A 16,943-nucleotide genomic window follows, 5' to 3' on the forward strand; every position below is an offset into this window, starting at 1 on the left:
AGCAATTGTCGGTGGATTGGCAATTCTCAACCGCAGATGCTCGCATCCGCCTCAACCGTCTTTACCCACAAATAGAAAACTGACAGACCACTAGAAATTCCCAGCCCTAAATCCTCAGTCCTCTTCAGAGGACTTTCGCTATTAGCCTGGGACTTCGAGTCCCAGGCGTTAGGGTGGGAAGTTGAAGAAATAGCCCTGACAATCTCCTCCGTCACGGGCAAATTAAACACACTCAAGCGTGCGAGAAACTTTTGTTCTTCCAATTCCAAGGCATCCAGCAGAGTTTGTGCCAAAATATCTTCACGGAATTTCTGCTCAGTCGCCTCCAGCCGATTCAATAATTCATCCGCCGCTATTCCTGGTTGCTGAATCACCTCTAACAACCACATCAGCAAGCGGGGATTACCATCAGCAATGTAGATAATCCTCTGAGTTTTTAACTGTTCCCTAACTTCCTTATCTAAGGGAAAGCAGATTTTATCAATATCACTGCGGCTCATCTGTTCCAGGCGTTCCAGGTGTAGGCGATGAGGTGGTAAGGTGTCTGAATTCAAATAGCGACAGGTGATAATCAGCCGACTCTCTGCGCTGTTGTCTACCAATGCCGCACAAATCGCCCCTAAAATTTCATAAGCTTCTGCCGTCATCCGCAGTGAGCCATTTTCAATATTAGCTATGGGGATATTTTGCTCAAAGTCATCCAGCACCAGCAGCAAGGGTTGGTTATGAACATTTTCAATCGCTGTAAAAAAGTTTTGCAACCGTCCTTTAAGAGACACCTTTGGTTCGTTCAAAAGTGCAGGCACATCTGCAAACCGCTCATATTTATTAGAAAGCTTATTCAGCAAACCTATCTCATCCAAAGGCCCAATCAACACGACTCGCGCAAAATTAGAACGCTGCATCTGCACCCGCGTACATAACCGCGCCGCCAGAGTACTTTTGCCCAGTCCCCCCATCCCGGCAATAAACACCCCGATTTGGTCGCTGGTTTCTTGCAAGGCCTTGAGACATCGTTGCAAAGGTCGTCTGCGTCCGACAAATTCAAACCGACTGGCAACTTTAACTTGATTATTCTCATCCAGAAATTCTTGCTCTGGCGCTGTAAACGTCAGCCTTTCACGATTTCTTGTTCTCAGGGCTGTCACTAGTTGGTTAATGGGGCGCGTATCCCGATACATCCGCAACAGATGCCAGTCGGTACATTCTTCATCAATCATCTTTTGCTGCGCCGCTTTGACTGCTGCTTCAACAGTTGCCCCCGTCGCCAAAGCTTGATAAAGTGCCTGTGCCGCTACAATACCCGTGCGGTCATACACCGGACGCGCCCAGCCTAAAACTATACCTGCTCCCGCCTTCACCAACGCTTGCGCCATTGAGGGTACTGTACCCTTGTTAGCAACCTGTCCTGTATGACATCCAGAGAGAAGAGTTACACGCGGCCAGCGTCCCCGAAAGGCTTTTGCTAAATCACTGACAGTAGTAAGTTGCATATTCCCCACCTCATCTTCAGTGATGAAGCAGGGGGTATTGTCTGCCAGCGTTGTACTTTTTGGCACCAAAGAGCCGTAATCTTTTTTGGTATAAATTATCCCGTGTCCCGTGAGGTGAAAGACATCAAAATAGTCTTCTGTGTAGGATTTCACCAAATTAGCTAATTCTGCAACCGAGCCGCTTTCCTCGACAATCAATGCCAAAGGCTGATCCTTAGTTGCTTGCAAAATGTTCGCTTCTTCCCGCTCAAACCCTAGTGGTGGAACTCTGGGATCTTCAGGAGAAGTCGCCATAAACAGCAACCGCAAGGGGCGATTTTGCACGCCAATCACTTGGGTTTGACGCTGCTGCACAGAACGCACTGGTAAAACGGAAAGATTCTGGCGTTCTATTAAAAACCCACTGCCATCATCTAGCAATTCCCAAGGCAAATGTGCCAATCCCAACGCTACACGTTCTGTTTCCGGGTTCAACCCCTGTGCTTCGCTGGTTTGAATCAAATCTAGATTAATCGTTTGCTCATCCGCCTCATTCAGCGCCTTTCTCAGCCATCCCTCATTACCATCCAGCCATTGATAAAGTTTCCGTCCCAACTGGGTGAGATAAGGTAGATGATCTCTTTGTTGAGCATAGTAATTTTGCTCGCACAAATCAATGAGTGCTGCCAACTCTGCTTTATCCAGGCGACGTAAGCCATAATCACAGCGCAGTTCAAAAGTTTGCTGTTGACCGAGGGCGAAGGTAAAGTTTAGGGGCATGGCTGACAGCAGGAGTTTCCAGAGTAACCTTCACCGTATTATCACCTTTTTCCTGAAATTATCGCCGATAAGCTGGTACAAATCGCGTGATTGGCGAGATACTGCATTGATGCGATCGCAGTTCAACTATAAAATCAGGATAGATGGGGGCAAATCTTTGCTGTTGTTAGGGCTGTGGCTATATTAATTGTTATATTTGTTCAGAACACAAGTCCATTCTGTCAGAACACAAATCTATTCTGTCAGAATACAAGTTCATTCTGCCAGAACACAAGTCCATTCTGTTAGAACACAAGTTCATTCTGTTAGAACACAAGTCCATTCTGTTAGAACACAAGTCCATTCTGTTAGAACACAAGTCTATTCTGCCAGAACACAAGTCTATTCTGAACGATTTCTTGTCTAGCATCGTGCAATTACTGAGCTAGCAAGCTAATCTTATTAAAAAAAATACCTATTTTTGTAAGCTTTACTGAACCGCTACATTGTCCCATTGAGACACTCTAGAAAGATAAAGTTTAGTAAAAAGCATAGATTGATGCCACGCAAACAAAGAAGCTCTTCCGTGCTAGAAAAAACCGAAAAGAGAGTAATCGGATTTAAATCGATTGATTCTAGCCTTGACTTTGGTGATTCTATCAGTTTAGACAATTTAATCCAGTTAACCGGACAACTCCGCAACCAGATCAACCAGTATAATATGATGCTAACTGCCCTTGATTCGGCAAAGGCAAAAATAGAAACCCTTGAAAAGAACATTTGCGAAACCTCAGAACGTTTAGTTAGTGGTGTGGTGTCGAAGTATGGCAAAGATAGCCGGGAATACGAGATGACAGGTGGGGTACGCAAAAGCGATGCCTGCGGCGGGCTACGCCTACGCATTCGTAAAGCCACTATTACCCGGTTAAAATCTACCGCAGACTCAAAAGCGGTTGCTACACAGACAATACAATGAGCGATAAGTAGGTATTATTACACCCGATACGGTTCGGATAAGATCCCCCCGCCTGGGTTGACCCCCTTAAAAAGGGGGTAAAGATCAAATTTAAATAGTAATTTTACTGGGGTTGTTAAATATTTACGTAAGTTAGTATACAGCATGATTGATAAGTAAATGCTGACATCTTTTCATTGTCTTAGACGGGATGAACACCGATGACATCTGAGAGCGATCGCCAAAAAGAACTTGAACACCGGGAACGTTTACTACGAGAACGAGAAGTTGAATTGCGACTCCGGGAAATGGAAACGAACCTCCATACTAACGATGCGGCTTTTCATCAAACTGTGAAGCATCAACCAGAAAATTCTCAGAAACCTTGGATGCAAAAAGTGATTCTGGGTGGAAAGCTGTTTGCTCTTGGTGTGGTAGCACTGGTTGCAGTGAGAATAGCCTCAGTGTTGGCTGGGTTTATTATTGTTGGTGCGCTGGGGTGGATGTCTTACAAATTATTTTTGGAATCTAAAAAACCTAATCTTTAATTAAGGTGTAAAATTTATGACAAATCAGGTATCAACTGACAGATTTATCCAAGATTTAGAGCGGGTTGCTCAAGTGCGATCGGAGATTTCTGTATGTTTGAGTAAACTGGCTGAAACAATTAATAAAGCTGAGTTAGCTGGAGATTCTTCATCAGGAAAACTCAGTTTAGAACGAGATATTGAAGATATTACTGTAGCTAGCAAAAACCTCCGTCAAGGTGTATTTCGCCTTTTGGTTTTGGGCGATATGAAACGGGGAAAAAGCACTTTTCTCAATGCCTTAATTGGTGAAAACTTATTACCGAGTGACGTTAATCCTTGTACCGCAGTATTAACAGTTTTACGCTATGGGCCAGAAAAGAAAGTTACCATTCATTTTAACGATGGTAAAAGTCCACAACAGCTAGATTTTCAGAACTTTAAATATAAATATACCATTGATCCGGCTGAAGCTAAAAAACTAGAGCAGGAGAAAAAACAAGCATTTCCCGATGTTGATTATGCAGTAGTAGAGTATCCCTTAACGCTATTAGAAAAGGGAATCGAAATTGTCGATAGCCCAGGATTGAATGATACAGAAGCGCGAAACGAATTATCTTTGGGTTATGTAAATAACTGCCATGCAATTTTGTTCGTGATGAGAGCTTCCCAACCTTGTACCTTGGGTGAGCGTCGCTACCTAGAAAATTATATCAAAGGTCGAGGATTGACGGTTTTCTTTTTAGTTAACGCTTGGGATCAGGTGCGGGAATCATTGATCGATCCTGATGATGTCGAAGAATTACAAGCATCTGAAAATAGATTGCGGCAAGTATTTCACGCGAATTTAGCAGAATATTGTACTGTAGAGGGTCAGAATATTTATGACGAACGTGTGTTTGAGCTTTCGTCAATTCAAGCACTCAGACGACGGCTGAAAAATCCCCAAGCTGATTTAGATGGGACTGGCTTTCCGAAGTTTATGGAAGCCCTTAATACTTTTCTTACCAGAGAACGTGCGATCGCAGAACTCCGTCAAGTCAGAACCTTAGCGAGACTTGCTTGCAATCATACCCGCGAAGCAGTTGCTAGACGTATACCATTACTTGACCAAGATGTAAATGAATTGAAAAAACGGATTGATTCAGTAGAACCAGAGTTTAACAAACTCACAGGTATTCGAGATCAATTCCAAAAAGAAATTATCAATACTAGAGACACTCAAGCAAGAACGATTTCCGAATCTTTTCGCAGCTACGTTTTAAATTTAGGTAACACCTTTGAAACCGACTTCTTACGCTATCAGCCAGAATTAAATCTGTTTGATTTTCTCAGTAGTGGTAAACGAGAAGCATTTAACACCGCACTGCAAAAAGCCTTTGAGCAATATATCACTGACAAATCTGCTGCTTGGACATTAACTGCTGAAAAGGATATTAATGCAGCTTTTAAAGAACTTTCTCGTAGTGCTTCACAATATGGCGCATCTTATAGTCAAATAACAGATCAAATAACAGAAAAGCTCACTGGACAAGACGTAAAGGTACATGCCACTACTACCACTGAAGAAGATAACTCTCCCGGCTGGGCAAAATGGGCAATGGGATTGTTATCACTCTCTAAAGGAAATCTTGCTGGCTTTGCACTAGCGGGGGCCGGATTTGATTGGAAAAATATCTTGTTAAACTACTTCACTGTAATTGGTATAGGTGGGATAATTACCGCAGTGACAGGGGTTTTACTTGGCCCAATCGGGTTTGCATTGCTAGGTTTAGGAGTAGGATTTTTACAAGCAGATCAAGCGCGTAAAGAGTTAGTTAAAACAGCGAAGAAAGAGTTAGTTAAACATTTACCCCAAGTCGCGCATGAGCAATCTCAGGTTGTATACAATGCTGTAAAAGAGTGTTTTGACTCTTACGAAAGAGAAGTGAGTAAGCGGATTAACGATGATATTGTATCTCGCAAATCTGAATTAGATAATTTAGTCAAGCAAAAACAAACCCGCGAAATCAATCGTGAGACTGAGTTTAACCGCTTAAAAAACTTACAAGAAGATGTAATAGCCCAGTTGCAAAAAATTGAGGCGGCGTATAGCAATTTATTAGCTTATTATAGCTAATAATATTTTATTCCACTCATCTTAGATAGAAGCTAAAAATGCTTATAGGGAGGCTATAAACTATGCCTACCCTAACTATAAGTCAATACGATTCACTTAACTGTTTCCTTCTTCTCTTCGCGCTCTTTGCGTCCTTTGCGGTTCGTTAAAATAATTGACTTTGGCAATTACGAACGAACCGCAAAGGCGCAAAGGACACAAAGAAATAAATAAAGTAACTTTGGTGCAACCTAATAAAAAATAATGGTGTCAGAAGTTTAGTCTTAATAAGCTTGCCTATAAACCAATAGGGTTCAGTTAAGCATTTTTTTCTTCTCTCTGTTCCCTCTGCGCCTCTGCGGTTCGTTAAAAAATTTGACCTTGATAAAGAGTTTTAGCCTTAACTAAACCGTATTAGTTAGCCTATAAACAGTAAATTGTTCACGACGATCTAAAATTTTATTATATGTTTAATTATGCCTGGCATAAACATAATAATGTGAGACGTTAGCCTCAACGATATGCATGACTAGCTAGAAGCTGAGAACGAGAACTATGCAACAACAGTATGAAAGTTATAAGGATTTAGCCGATTCTCTAAAATCCGCATCTGCATTACTTAATTTAGAACGCAAATCGCAACGGCATCAAGATATAATTACCATCTGCAATCATTTAGTTAACCCTAGTTTTCGGATTGCGGTATTTGGGCCTTTCAATCATGGCAAATCTACCTTGCTGAATGCCATGCTAGGAAATCGTACCTTACCGATTGATTTAATTCCTACCACAGGTGCTTCGATTACTGTCAAGTATGGCTCTGATGTGCGAACTCGTATTATATTAGTAAATGGTACAGAAATCTATCGCAGTGGCACAGAAGTTTTACAGCAATTTGCAATTCTTGATGGTAATAGGCAGATGCGAAAAGATGTAGCATCTGTAGAAGTTTTTTGTCCCCATCCTTTTCTGGAAACAGGTGTAGAGTTTCTCGATTTACCAGGAACAAATGATCGAGATGAACAAGATAATTTAGTTAGAGAACAACTTTTAAGCGCAGATTTAGTTATCCAATTATTAGATGCACGAAAGTTAATGACTTTGGGGGAGCGGGAAAACTTACGAGATTGGCTATTAGATCGCGGTATTAAAACAGTTATATTTGTTGCTAATTTTCTGAATTTGCTAGAACCCGACGAGCAAAAACAAGTTCAAAATCGCCTATTGTTTGTTGCAGAAAGCTTTCGAGCCGAATTACCTCCAGGTTTTAGTAATTTATATCGTGTTGATGGTTTACCAGCCTTAAGAGCCAGATTAAAAGGCGATGTTGCGGCTGCCAATAGTAGCGGTTTAGCAGCTTTTGAAACAGCTTTGCAAAATATTGTCGGGATTTTGCAACCAAATCGTGGTAGCGTTCGTTTGCCCAGAGTGGAAGCGATCGCTTCTCAAATCCAATTCTCATTAAAAGCTAAAATTGACCCGATTGCTATTGAAATCAAATCTTTTGATGACAAACAAAATACTAAAATTGAAATTAAACAAAAAGCAGCCGACTTAATTTATAAAGGTTTTGTTACTAGCGTAGGAGAATTACGCGATTGGCTAGCATTACCTAAATTACTCACAAAGTATCAAGCCGATGCGGCTGTGGCATTGGCAGAGAATAACTTCAAAAATTGGCAAACAAATATTCTTAAAAAAGACCTAACTCAGTTGCAATTTGCTGTGGTGAAATGGCTTTATCAAGCTTACGACTTTTTTCAAGAAGAACGACCACAAGATTTATTAATTCGTTTTCCTAGTGAACCACAAGTAATACTACCGCCAAAACCAAGTAATACTGATGATTTGAGTGAACCTGGTTCCATCGCTGTTGGTGGTGGTATTGGTTGGTTATTAGGTGGCCCAGTGGGTGCTGCTGTCGTCGGAAGTATTTCTTATTTGTTAAACAAGAATATCCAAAAACAAGACGAACAATTAGCAAAGGAATCTTATCATCAGGAAGTTGCTAAACTTTGTATAACTGCGGTTGAAGATTATTTATCTAATTTTAGCAGTAAAGGGTTATCAATTTTAGATGAATATGAACAAAAGGTTGATAAAGTAATTTGTTTTGAAGTCAGTCAAGAACCATTAGAAGTTACTAATAAACGTGAAAATTTACAGCAGTTACAAAATGGTTTTAATCATTTGCTACGAGAGTTAGAAAAGGTAAAAATCCTCTCAAATTATCAACCTTACAAAGAAATACCCAAATCCAACAACACTAAGAGAAAATATTTGCCACAGCCAAAAAGAGTTCAAACTTCTCCTGAAAAAGATACTGGTGTTAAGCGAGAACAGGAAAACCCTACTAAGAATACTGGGACAAGAGTAGAATCTGTTTCTCCACCACCGCCAAAAGCTTCTCCCTCTCCACGCAAAGAAGAGGTTGAGGCGAAATTTCGTGATTGGGAACTCAATGAGGAAATAGCGCGAATGAAAGCAGAGATGCGTAGCCCTAAGGCTTGTCAGACATCGCCTGGTTCTCAAACTGCTAAACAGCAAGATACAACTCAAAGCAACAAAGCACCAAATAAACCCAAAACCCAGACAGAAAAAGATAAGATTACTCGCGCCTACGGCATTTTAGGATTGCAAACAAATGCTTCTTTGGCTGAGGTAAAACAAGCTTATCGAACTTTAGTAAAAAAATGGCATCCAGATTTGTTTGTAAATCAGCCGCAACTGCTAAAACAAGCACAAGATAAAATGCACTTAGTTAATGAAGCGTATACAATTTTGAGTAATAAATAAACAACTAGATCCCCGACTTATTTGAGAAGTCAGGGATCTTTAGATTTCATCCTAATTTCATTTCTTGCTGCCTAAGAAGTAAATATAGAATTAGGAAACTAATAAATACGCTCAAGATTAATGTGCTGCTGAAAATGAGAAAAGGTGTACTGAGTTTTGTTCAAACATCAAATATGAGTCCTATATTCTTGAGTGAATTTACGGAAGTTACCTTCCCTTCTTCCATCTAAAAAGCATGGATCTCTATCACCACCCAATACCTACTGTGGGATATGCAATATTTAAAAACTTACTAATTTCTTGATAAGCTTTTCCATCATTTATCAACAATAAAATCAGAATCTCTTCTCTTGTATAGGGTTTTTATGCTCTTTTAGCATTTTTGGTAGCCGTTATTTCTGATCTTCAGAAAGATGGTTTTTTGCTGGCATAGGTGGCTGATAATACCATAGTTACTTAATCTACAATTATACAATCAATCTGCGTAACATCTTAAGCAATATTTTTCAAACATACCATAAGGGAAATCCTTAAGCAGATTAAGGATTTCCCTTATGGATTATTTTTGTATTCAAGGTTAATGTTATAAATGCTTGTTAAATTAATTTTTTTACATGTGTTACAACTTAAATCACTCTTAATAAGCTCTTGTCAGGGTGGTTTCTTAATTGCCTGACTCAAATACACTAGCAGAGTAAAATAGGTTATATTGACTCCTGCAAACCTTACTGCGCTTACTTCTTATGCGTTAGAACTAGATGGCTTTATACCAAGAGAAAATTCCTCTTGTCAAAAAATTTGCACTCAAATTTAATAATCTCTTAGTTTTAATAATTATGAAAAAATAACAGTATTTACTCTGATGATACCTGTAAAATAATCAGTCATTATTAGGTTTAAATATATCAATAATTACTCCATAGTATCGAGGAATAACTAGATAAATATGAGAAGGAGTCAGATCAGTTATTGTATTCACTCAAAGTGACACAAAAGGTAAAATTTATTTCAGATGCTTACTGACTCACTAGCGCTACAAAGCATCGCTTATTCAGTCGGACTGAATTCTGATCCAAGGTGGAGCCTCTTTGCGTCCTAATTCCTCTTTTTTGCAAATTTCAAGGAGAAGGGTGCGGTGAAAGAAGTCGTTATAGAAAACTCTATTATTAACCCAGTATCTTATAGACGAAAGATATTATACACTACTCTAAATATTATCTCTGAGCTAAGACCTTTAGCATTTGGGTTTGTTTTAGCAGCAGTGCTATGTAATTATCAGGAGGCCATCGCCCAAACCCCTAATTCTCAAATCTTACCGCCTGGTCGGTTAGAAGAAGTTCCTGTCACTCCCTTACCTATGGATGTGTTGCCGAAACCACCAGACAACAATCAATTGCTTCCTTTACCAACAATACCAGATCAGTTAATTCCGAGACAGGATGACTCTAATGCCAAATTTCGGGTCGATCGCGTTGAAGTAGTTGGTAGTACAGTTTTCAAACCAGAACAGTTTGCGACTGTTACAAAACCCTTTGTGGGAAGAGAACTGACATTTGCAGAATTATTACAAATCAAAGATGCAATCACCAAGCTCTACACCGATAACGGTTATGTCACCACAGGGGCATTGATTACACCGCAGATAGTAGAAGCTGGAACGATTAAAATTCAGGTGATTGAGGGCAGTCTGCAAGAAATCAAAATCATTGGTAACAGACGATTACGTAGTCAATACATTCGCGATCGCATCCAACTTGGTGCTGGCAAACCGTTGAATGTACCACACTTGCTAGAAAAACTACAACTACTCCGCCTCGATCCGCGAATTCAAAACCTGTCAGCTGAGTTGCAGACAGGCGTGCATCCGGGAACTAATGTGTTGCAAGTTGAGGTTAAAGAAGCAGAAACTTTTAAGCTGACAACAAGCCTGGATAATGGGCGATCGCCTAGTGTGGGCAGTTTTCGCCGGGGAATAGATTTGCAAGAAGCGAATTTATTAGGCTTGGGCGATACCCTGAGCGTAGGATACGCCAATACTGATGGTAGTAATAGCATTAATGCCAATTACACACTACCGATTAATGCCCACAATGGCACTATATCCTTTGGCTTTAGCCAGGGATGGAACCACGTAATTGAACAACCATTCAGCATCCTTGATATTCAGTCAAATAGCCGATCTTACGAATTGGGCTATCGGCAACCACTGGTGCAAAAACCAACCCAAGAATTGGCAATTGGATTGTCATTCTCGCGCCAGGAAAGCCAAACTGAGTTGGGTCTTGATAACATCGGGCCGTTTCGACTCTCCCCCGGTGCAGATGCCAATGGAAAAACCAATATTTCGGCTCTGCGCTTTTTTCAAGAATATACCCAGCGAAGTAACCAGTATGTCTTTGCGGCGCGATCGCAATTGAGTTTTGGTGTAGATTGGTTCGGTGCTAATGTTAGTGATACTGAACCAGATAGCCGCTTTTTCGCATGGCGAGGACAAGCGCAGTGGGTACGGCAATTAGCACCAGACACTCTATTTTTAGCCAGGGGCGATTTCCAATTAGCAGCAGATTCCTTAGTGCCTTTAGAGCAATTTGGTCTTGGTGGACAATTAAGTGTCCGGGGTTATCGCCAAGACGCATTACTCACAGATAATGGTCTGTTGTTTTCGGCAGAATTTCGAGTCCCCATTGTCCGCGCGAAGAAGATTGGTGGGGTGCTGCAACTTACACCCTTCATTGATGTGGGCAAAGGCTGGAATGTTAAGGGCGACAATCCATCACCGAGTACCCTTGTTAGTACTGGGTTGGGGCTGTTGTGGAAACAGGGTGATGACTTATCAGCCCGCCTAGATTGGGGCATTCCTTTAATATCAGTGGATGGTGAAAAGCGATCGCTCCAAGAAAATGGGTTGTACTTCTCGCTGCGTTATTCACCGTTTTAAAGCGATCAATAATCCCTCTATAGCAATCCGATAGCGAGTCAGACGCTCCTGCGTCGCTAACGCTGCGCTATCGAGCGTCTCTGATTTCTAAATCACTCTTAGAGGTAAGGGACTGGGGACTGGGGACTGGGAAGAAGGAATAAAGGTGTACTGAGTTTTGTTCAAAAATCAAATATGAGTCCTATATAAATACGAATTGTTCAGAAAGTTTTTAATTCAAAAAGCTCTCAGGGTATTGAGAGTCATGGGTTTAGGCAGTTGGAAATTTTGGTGAACTAAACAATGAAAACAACCTCTATTTGGCTGGGTATTCTAAATAGGATGATGCTTGTATCTTTGGGTACTGTACTCCTCTGGAGCAATTCGAGCAAAGCCCAGGTGACACCTGATAGCACTCTCAAAACCACCGTCTCCCAAAGTGGTAATAACTTCACAATCATCAATGGCAATCAGATCGGGAATAACTTGTTCCATAGCTTCAGCCAGTTCTCCTTGCCTACAGGTGGTTCTGCCTTCTTCAATAATGCCACCGATGTGCAAAACATCTTTGCCCGTGTTACAGGCGGTAGTGTGTCTAATATCGATGGATTAATCCGTGCCAATGGTAGCGCCAATTTATTCCTGCTCAACCCTGCGGGTATTTTGTTTGGGTCTAATGCTCAACTAAATATTGGTGGATCGTTTTTTGGAACAACTGCAACCAGCATCAAGTTCTCTGATGGAGTAGAGTTTAGTGCTACCAACACGACACCAGCCCCTTTGTTGACGATCAATGTGCCAGTTGGCTTGCAATTTGGTAGCAATTCAGGAGCCATTACCGTCCAAGGGTCAGGACACAATGCCCAATTAGGCGACTCACTTCAAGTTTCTGGATTAAGTCTTGGTACGAGAGGATTACAGTTGCAACCTGGAAAAACGCTAGCATTGCTAGGTGGGAATATTGCTTTAGATGGAGGATTGCTCTCCGCACCAGGAGGACAAATAGAACTGGGTAGCATCACTAACGGAAGCGTCGCCATCAATTCCATCCCTGAAGGATTTGCGCTGAGTTATCCTAATGCTTCAAGTTTTGGCGATATTCAGCTCACCCAACGAGCTTTAGCATCTACACGCGACCTCAGTGGGCAAAGGGGAGGAGCCATCCAAATTCAGGGTAAACAGGTCAGCATCCGAGATGGTTCACTGATATTAGTGCAAAATCGCAGCAACCAAACTGCTGGTAATATTGCAATCAATGCTACAGACTCCCTCCAGATTATCGGCAAGTCTCCTGATTTTAAAAGTTCCAGCAGTTTAATTAATGAAACTATATCCTCCGCTGCGGCAGGGAATATTATTGTTACCACCCCAAAATTGAATATTGATGGGGGTGGGTATATCTTCGACCGTACCTTTAGCACAGCGCCAGGTGGCAATATTGCAATCAATACTGATGAAATGCGGGTGAATGGTTTTGCATTTGGCGATCCTTCTCCTTTTCGAGCAGTCAGCCAGATATTAGCCGCTTCCTATGGGACTGGGAAAGGTGGAAATATTGCTATCTCCACTCAAAACCTGTCTATTTTAGCTGGCGGCAATATAGCAGCAAGACCCTACAGTTTGGGTAATGGCGGCGATCTCATCGTGAAGGCAGATACAATTCAGGTGACAAATGAGGGAGCGCCAATGGGTTTATATTTTAGTCTGTTGTCTACTGCCACATTTGGGTCTGGTAATGCAGGGGATTTAAAAATCGATACTCGCACACTGTCGGTTCAAGCTGGCGCTAGAGTGTCAGCTTCTAGCATAATTTTAGGAAATGCGGGTTCACTGACTATCAATGCGTCTGAATCAATCGATGTGAATGGTGTCAAAGATGCACAAAATCCCAGCTATATTGGTACAGCTGTTCGTCCTGTTGCTGGAGTTTCCAGCGCTACTTCAGGTAACACCACGATTAACACCCCAGTTCTTAACATCAGTAATGGTGCAACAGTTTTTGTCCAAAACCTTGGCTCTGGTAAAGCTGGTACCCTAAACATTCAAGCGAACACCTTACGACTCGACAATGGGGCCAGCATTTCAGCATCGACAAAAGCCGGTGGAGGTGGTAACACTAATTTGGAACTACGGGATCTACTACTGATGCGTCATGGCAGCTTGATCAGTGCAGAAGCAGGTAGCAGTGGTAATGGTGGCAATATCACACTTAATGCTCCGAACATTGTGGGTTTAGAAAACAGTGACATTATTGCTAATGCAGTCCAAGGAAAAGGTGGCAATATTCAAATCACTACCCAGGGAATTATTGGGCTGAAATATCGTCCTCAACTGACTCCAGAAAATGACATCACTGCCAGTTCACAGTTTGGGGTTAGCGGTACTGTTCAAGTTAATAATATTGGTGTCGATCCCAATTCTGGGTTAGTTGAACTACCAGCAAATGTCACCGATCCATCGCAGCAAATAGCTAGTGGTTGTTCTGCAAACCAAGGCAGTCGATTTGTCGCCACGGGACGGGGTGGTGTAGCGCAAAATCCCAATCAGCAAGTAACGAGCGATCGCACTTGGTCTGATACCCGTAATCTGACTGCATTCCAGAAAACGAGCAATGTTACCACTCAAACGCCTACATCCCCCGAAACTCTGATTCAAGCTACATCTTGGCATCGTAACGCCCAAGGCAAAATTGAGTTAGTTGGCGATAAATCTTCTACTCAGGTGCAACAGTCGTTAACCTGTGCTGCTGTTAATAAAGGTTAATTATATGATCCACAATGTCATTTATTTAGGGAACTCTAAATATAAATTACGTGAAGGAAGTTTTTAGTGATGAGAGCGATGTCTAACGACAAGCCACAAAGCGCCTACGCTTTTCTAATTATATTAACAACTGGGTTATTCACTCCAGGCATAATGCGACCGGCGATCGCCCAGGTAACTCCCGACAATACCTTGAATACCACCGTATCCCAAAGCGGTAATAACTTCACTATCATCAATGGTAGTGCTGCCAACAGTAACCTATTTCACAGTTTCCAGCAGTTTTCGGTTCCCACTGGCGGTTCGGCTACCTTTGATTTAGTGAACACACCCAACATTTCCACCATCTTTAGCCGTGTTACTGGCGGTAATATCTCTAACATTGATGGCTTAATTCAGACGATTAACAGCAACAACCCCGTTAGTCTGTTCTTGATCAACCCTAGTGGGATAATTTTTGGAGCCAATGCCAAACTGAACATCGGGGGTTCGTTTATTAGTACAACTGCCAACAATATTAAATTTGCCGATGGTATTGAGTTTAGCGCAACTAATTTCCAAGCTACCCCGTTGTTGAGCATCAATGTTCCCCTTGGATTGCAAATGGGTAGCAATCCGGCATCTATAACCGTTCAAGGCACAGGACACTCCTTGGACAATCCCGGTGGATCGATTCTTGTCACTCAAAATCCGAGTGCGACAGAATTGCGGGTACAGCCGGGAAAAACCCTAGCCTTGGTGGGTGGCAATCTGAATCTGAATGGAGCAACTCTGACCGCCAAGCAAGGGCAAGTAGAATTAGGCAGTGTGAGTAGTGCAGGATTGGTTAGTTTGCTCCCAACTGCACAGGGGTATAGTTTGGGATATGAAGATGGGCAAAAGTTTGGTGATATTCAGCTAGCAGAGCGATCGCTATTAGATATCAGCGGGGTAAATGCGGGTTCTGTGCAAATTCAGGGTAGGCAAATTCAATTCACCGATGGCTCTCTGGTGGTGGCACGAAATTTCGGCAATCTCCCTGGTGGTGACATTCGCCTTCAGGCTACAGAGGCGATTGATCTGATTGGCACAACAGCTGATGGCACAATTCGGAGCGGGGTGCGTACTGAAGCTGTGGGTATCGGAGCTAGTGGGAACATCAGTGTCATTACTCCCCGACTTACCCTTCAACAGGGAGGGGGGTTGAATAGCACTTCAGTTGGAGTAGCTCCCAGTGGCAATATCCACATTGATGCAACAGCAATTGAACTGTCTGGCTTCTCACCAATCAATCCAAATAGCGTTAGTACCCTTTCTACTTCTGGCTATGGTTCTGGGAACGTTGGCGATATCTCCGTCAATGCCAATAGTTTACTGCTCTCAAATGGTGCCGCACTAACTTCCGCTACCTTTGGCAGTGGCTCCAGTGGTAAAGTGGCAATTCGCACCAATCACACCACTGTCATAGGAGAAAGCCCCGCTGGACTATATAGCAACATTAGCTCAATCACTTTTGCGACCGGAAACGCCAAAACTTTGACCCTAGATACCGCCACGTTGCAAATTCTGGATGGCGGAGCAGTTGGGGCAACCACATTTTTTGCCGGTAATGGAGGAGATTTGAGCATTAACGCCACAGAATCCATCGAAATCAGCGGTCGCAGCCAGAGCAATAACAGCAGTATCAACTCGTCTAGCATTCTACTACCTCCACTACTGCGGCAGAAATTCCATCTACCGGATAAACTCACGGCAAATGCGGGTAATGTGAGCATTACCACGCCGAACCTGACGGTGACAGATGGCGGAACAGTCAGTGTTACTAGTCAAGGTAGTGGAAATGGAGGCAGTCTTAACATCACAGCCAATACGATCCGATTAGACCGTCAAGGAAGCATCCAGGCACAAACAGAATCAGGTAATGGAGGTAATATCGACTTACAAGTTGGGAACTTATTGCTGCTGCGTCACAATAGCGCGATCACAGCAACAGCAGGTGGTAATGGCGATGGAGGTAATATAAACATTAATGCACCCATCATCGCCGGAGTAGAAAACAGTGACATTATTGCTAATGCGATTAAAGGTCGGGGGGGCAATATTCAAATCACCACTCAAGGCATCTTTGGGCTAAAGTTGCGTGACCAACTCACTCCTGATAGTGACATTACTGCCAGTTCCCAATTTGGGGTAAGTGGCACAGTTCAAGTTAATACTATCGGTATTGATCCAAATTCGGGCTTAGTCGAACTACCTGCAAATGTTACCGATCCATCCCAGCAAATTGCTAGTGGCTGCGCGAGTAATCAAGGTAGTCGATTTGTCGCCACGGGACGGGGTGGCGTACCGCAAAATCCCAATCAGCAAGTGACGAGCGATCGCACTTGGGATGATATGCGCGACATCTCTGCGTACCGAAAAAAGAGTTCCGTCACTGCACAACTTCCAACCACCCCAGAAACTCTTATTCAAGCCACTGGTTGGGGACACAATGCTCAAGGCAAAATCGAGTTAGTTGCAAATCAACCTTCTACTCAGGTGCAACCATCTTTAACCTGTGCCGCACTTCCTAAGAAAAATTTAGGACAGATCCGCGACTTGTTGAAAAAGTCGCGGATCGCACAGCCGTGAATGGTTGCCGATTTATATAGAAGATCGAAATCAGAAGGTTGGGCAA

Annotated in this window: 9 protein-coding genes; 8 read left to right on the top strand and 1 reads right to left on the bottom strand. The window is 42.4% G+C overall.

Features of this window, described 5'->3' with window-relative positions:
- Window positions 1-26: 26 nt before the first annotated feature.
- Window positions 27-2,252, bottom strand: coding sequence for a CHAT domain-containing protein (locus tag V7L07_RS29540; protein WP_335062793.1), 2,226 nt, complete (start codon window positions 2,250-2,252; stop codon window positions 27-29).
- Here V7L07_RS29540 and V7L07_RS29545 point away from each other — a divergent pair.
- The 8 genes from V7L07_RS29545 to V7L07_RS29580 all read left to right on the top strand — a co-directional run bounded on the left by V7L07_RS29545 (window position 2,251) and on the right by V7L07_RS29580 (window position 16,897).
- Entirely contained in the window at window positions 2,251-2,439 is a 189-nt protein-coding gene (locus V7L07_RS29545; protein WP_335062795.1) for a hypothetical protein, read from the top strand. The two genes, V7L07_RS29540 and V7L07_RS29545, sit on opposite strands and share 2 nt — an antisense overlap.
- A 351-nt stretch (window positions 2,440-2,790) precedes the next feature.
- Window positions 2,791-3,207: a hypothetical protein gene (locus V7L07_RS29550; RefSeq protein ID WP_335062797.1), complete on the top strand. Its 417-nt coding sequence runs from the start codon at window positions 2,791-2,793 to the stop codon at window positions 3,205-3,207.
- 200 nt (window positions 3,208-3,407) lie between these two features.
- Window positions 3,408-3,734 carry a DUF3040 domain-containing protein gene (locus V7L07_RS29555; RefSeq protein ID WP_335062799.1) on the top strand — a complete coding sequence of 109 codons (327 nt, stop codon included), beginning with the start codon at window positions 3,408-3,410 and terminating at the stop codon, window positions 3,732-3,734.
- Between the two features lie 16 nt (window positions 3,735-3,750).
- On the top strand, window positions 3,751-5,832 hold the full coding sequence (locus tag V7L07_RS29560; protein ID WP_335062801.1) for a dynamin family protein: 2,082 nt from the start codon (window positions 3,751-3,753) through the stop codon (window positions 5,830-5,832).
- A gap of 534 nt (window positions 5,833-6,366) precedes the next feature.
- A complete protein-coding gene (locus V7L07_RS29565; protein WP_335062803.1) occupies window positions 6,367-8,607 on the top strand; it encodes a dynamin family protein in 2,241 nt (746 codons plus the stop codon).
- 1,261 nt (window positions 8,608-9,868) lie between these two features.
- Window positions 9,869-11,545 (top strand): ShlB/FhaC/HecB family hemolysin secretion/activation protein, encoded by a 1,677-nt coding sequence (locus tag V7L07_RS29570; RefSeq protein WP_442936097.1) that lies wholly within the window; start codon window positions 9,869-9,871, stop codon window positions 11,543-11,545.
- A gap of 282 nt (window positions 11,546-11,827) precedes the next feature.
- Window positions 11,828-14,287 (top strand): S-layer family protein, encoded by a 2,460-nt coding sequence (locus V7L07_RS29575; RefSeq protein WP_335062806.1) that lies wholly within the window; start codon window positions 11,828-11,830, stop codon window positions 14,285-14,287.
- A gap of 78 nt (window positions 14,288-14,365) precedes the next feature.
- Window positions 14,366-16,897 (top strand): two-partner secretion domain-containing protein, encoded by a 2,532-nt coding sequence (locus tag V7L07_RS29580; RefSeq protein WP_442936094.1) that lies wholly within the window; start codon window positions 14,366-14,368, stop codon window positions 16,895-16,897.
- Window positions 16,898-16,943 lie beyond the last annotated feature (46 nt).

This window comes from Nostoc sp., from assembly GCF_036916985.1.
Classification (GTDB): Bacteria; Cyanobacteriota; Cyanobacteriia; order Cyanobacteriales; family Nostocaceae; genus Nostoc.

Bases quoted from the DNA above. Each gene is read 5' to 3' on its own strand.
- V7L07_RS29545 (WP_335062795.1), top strand. From the start codon at position 2,251: ATGGCTGACAGCAGGAGTTTCCAGAGTAACCTTCACCGTATTATCACC.
- V7L07_RS29540 (WP_335062793.1), bottom strand. From the start codon at position 2,252: ATGCCCCTAAACTTTACCTTCGCCCTCGGTCAACAGCAAACTTTTGAA.
- V7L07_RS29550 (WP_335062797.1), top strand. From the start codon at position 2,791: ATGCCACGCAAACAAAGAAGCTCTTCCGTGCTAGAAAAAACCGAAAAG.
- V7L07_RS29555 (WP_335062799.1), top strand. From the start codon at position 3,408: ATGACATCTGAGAGCGATCGCCAAAAAGAACTTGAACACCGGGAACGT.
- V7L07_RS29560 (WP_335062801.1), top strand. From the start codon at position 3,751: ATGACAAATCAGGTATCAACTGACAGATTTATCCAAGATTTAGAGCGG.
- V7L07_RS29565 (WP_335062803.1), top strand. From the start codon at position 6,367: ATGCAACAACAGTATGAAAGTTATAAGGATTTAGCCGATTCTCTAAAA.
- V7L07_RS29575 (WP_335062806.1), top strand. From the start codon at position 11,828: ATGAAAACAACCTCTATTTGGCTGGGTATTCTAAATAGGATGATGCTT.
- V7L07_RS29580 (WP_442936094.1), top strand. From the start codon at position 14,366: ATGTCTAACGACAAGCCACAAAGCGCCTACGCTTTTCTAATTATATTA.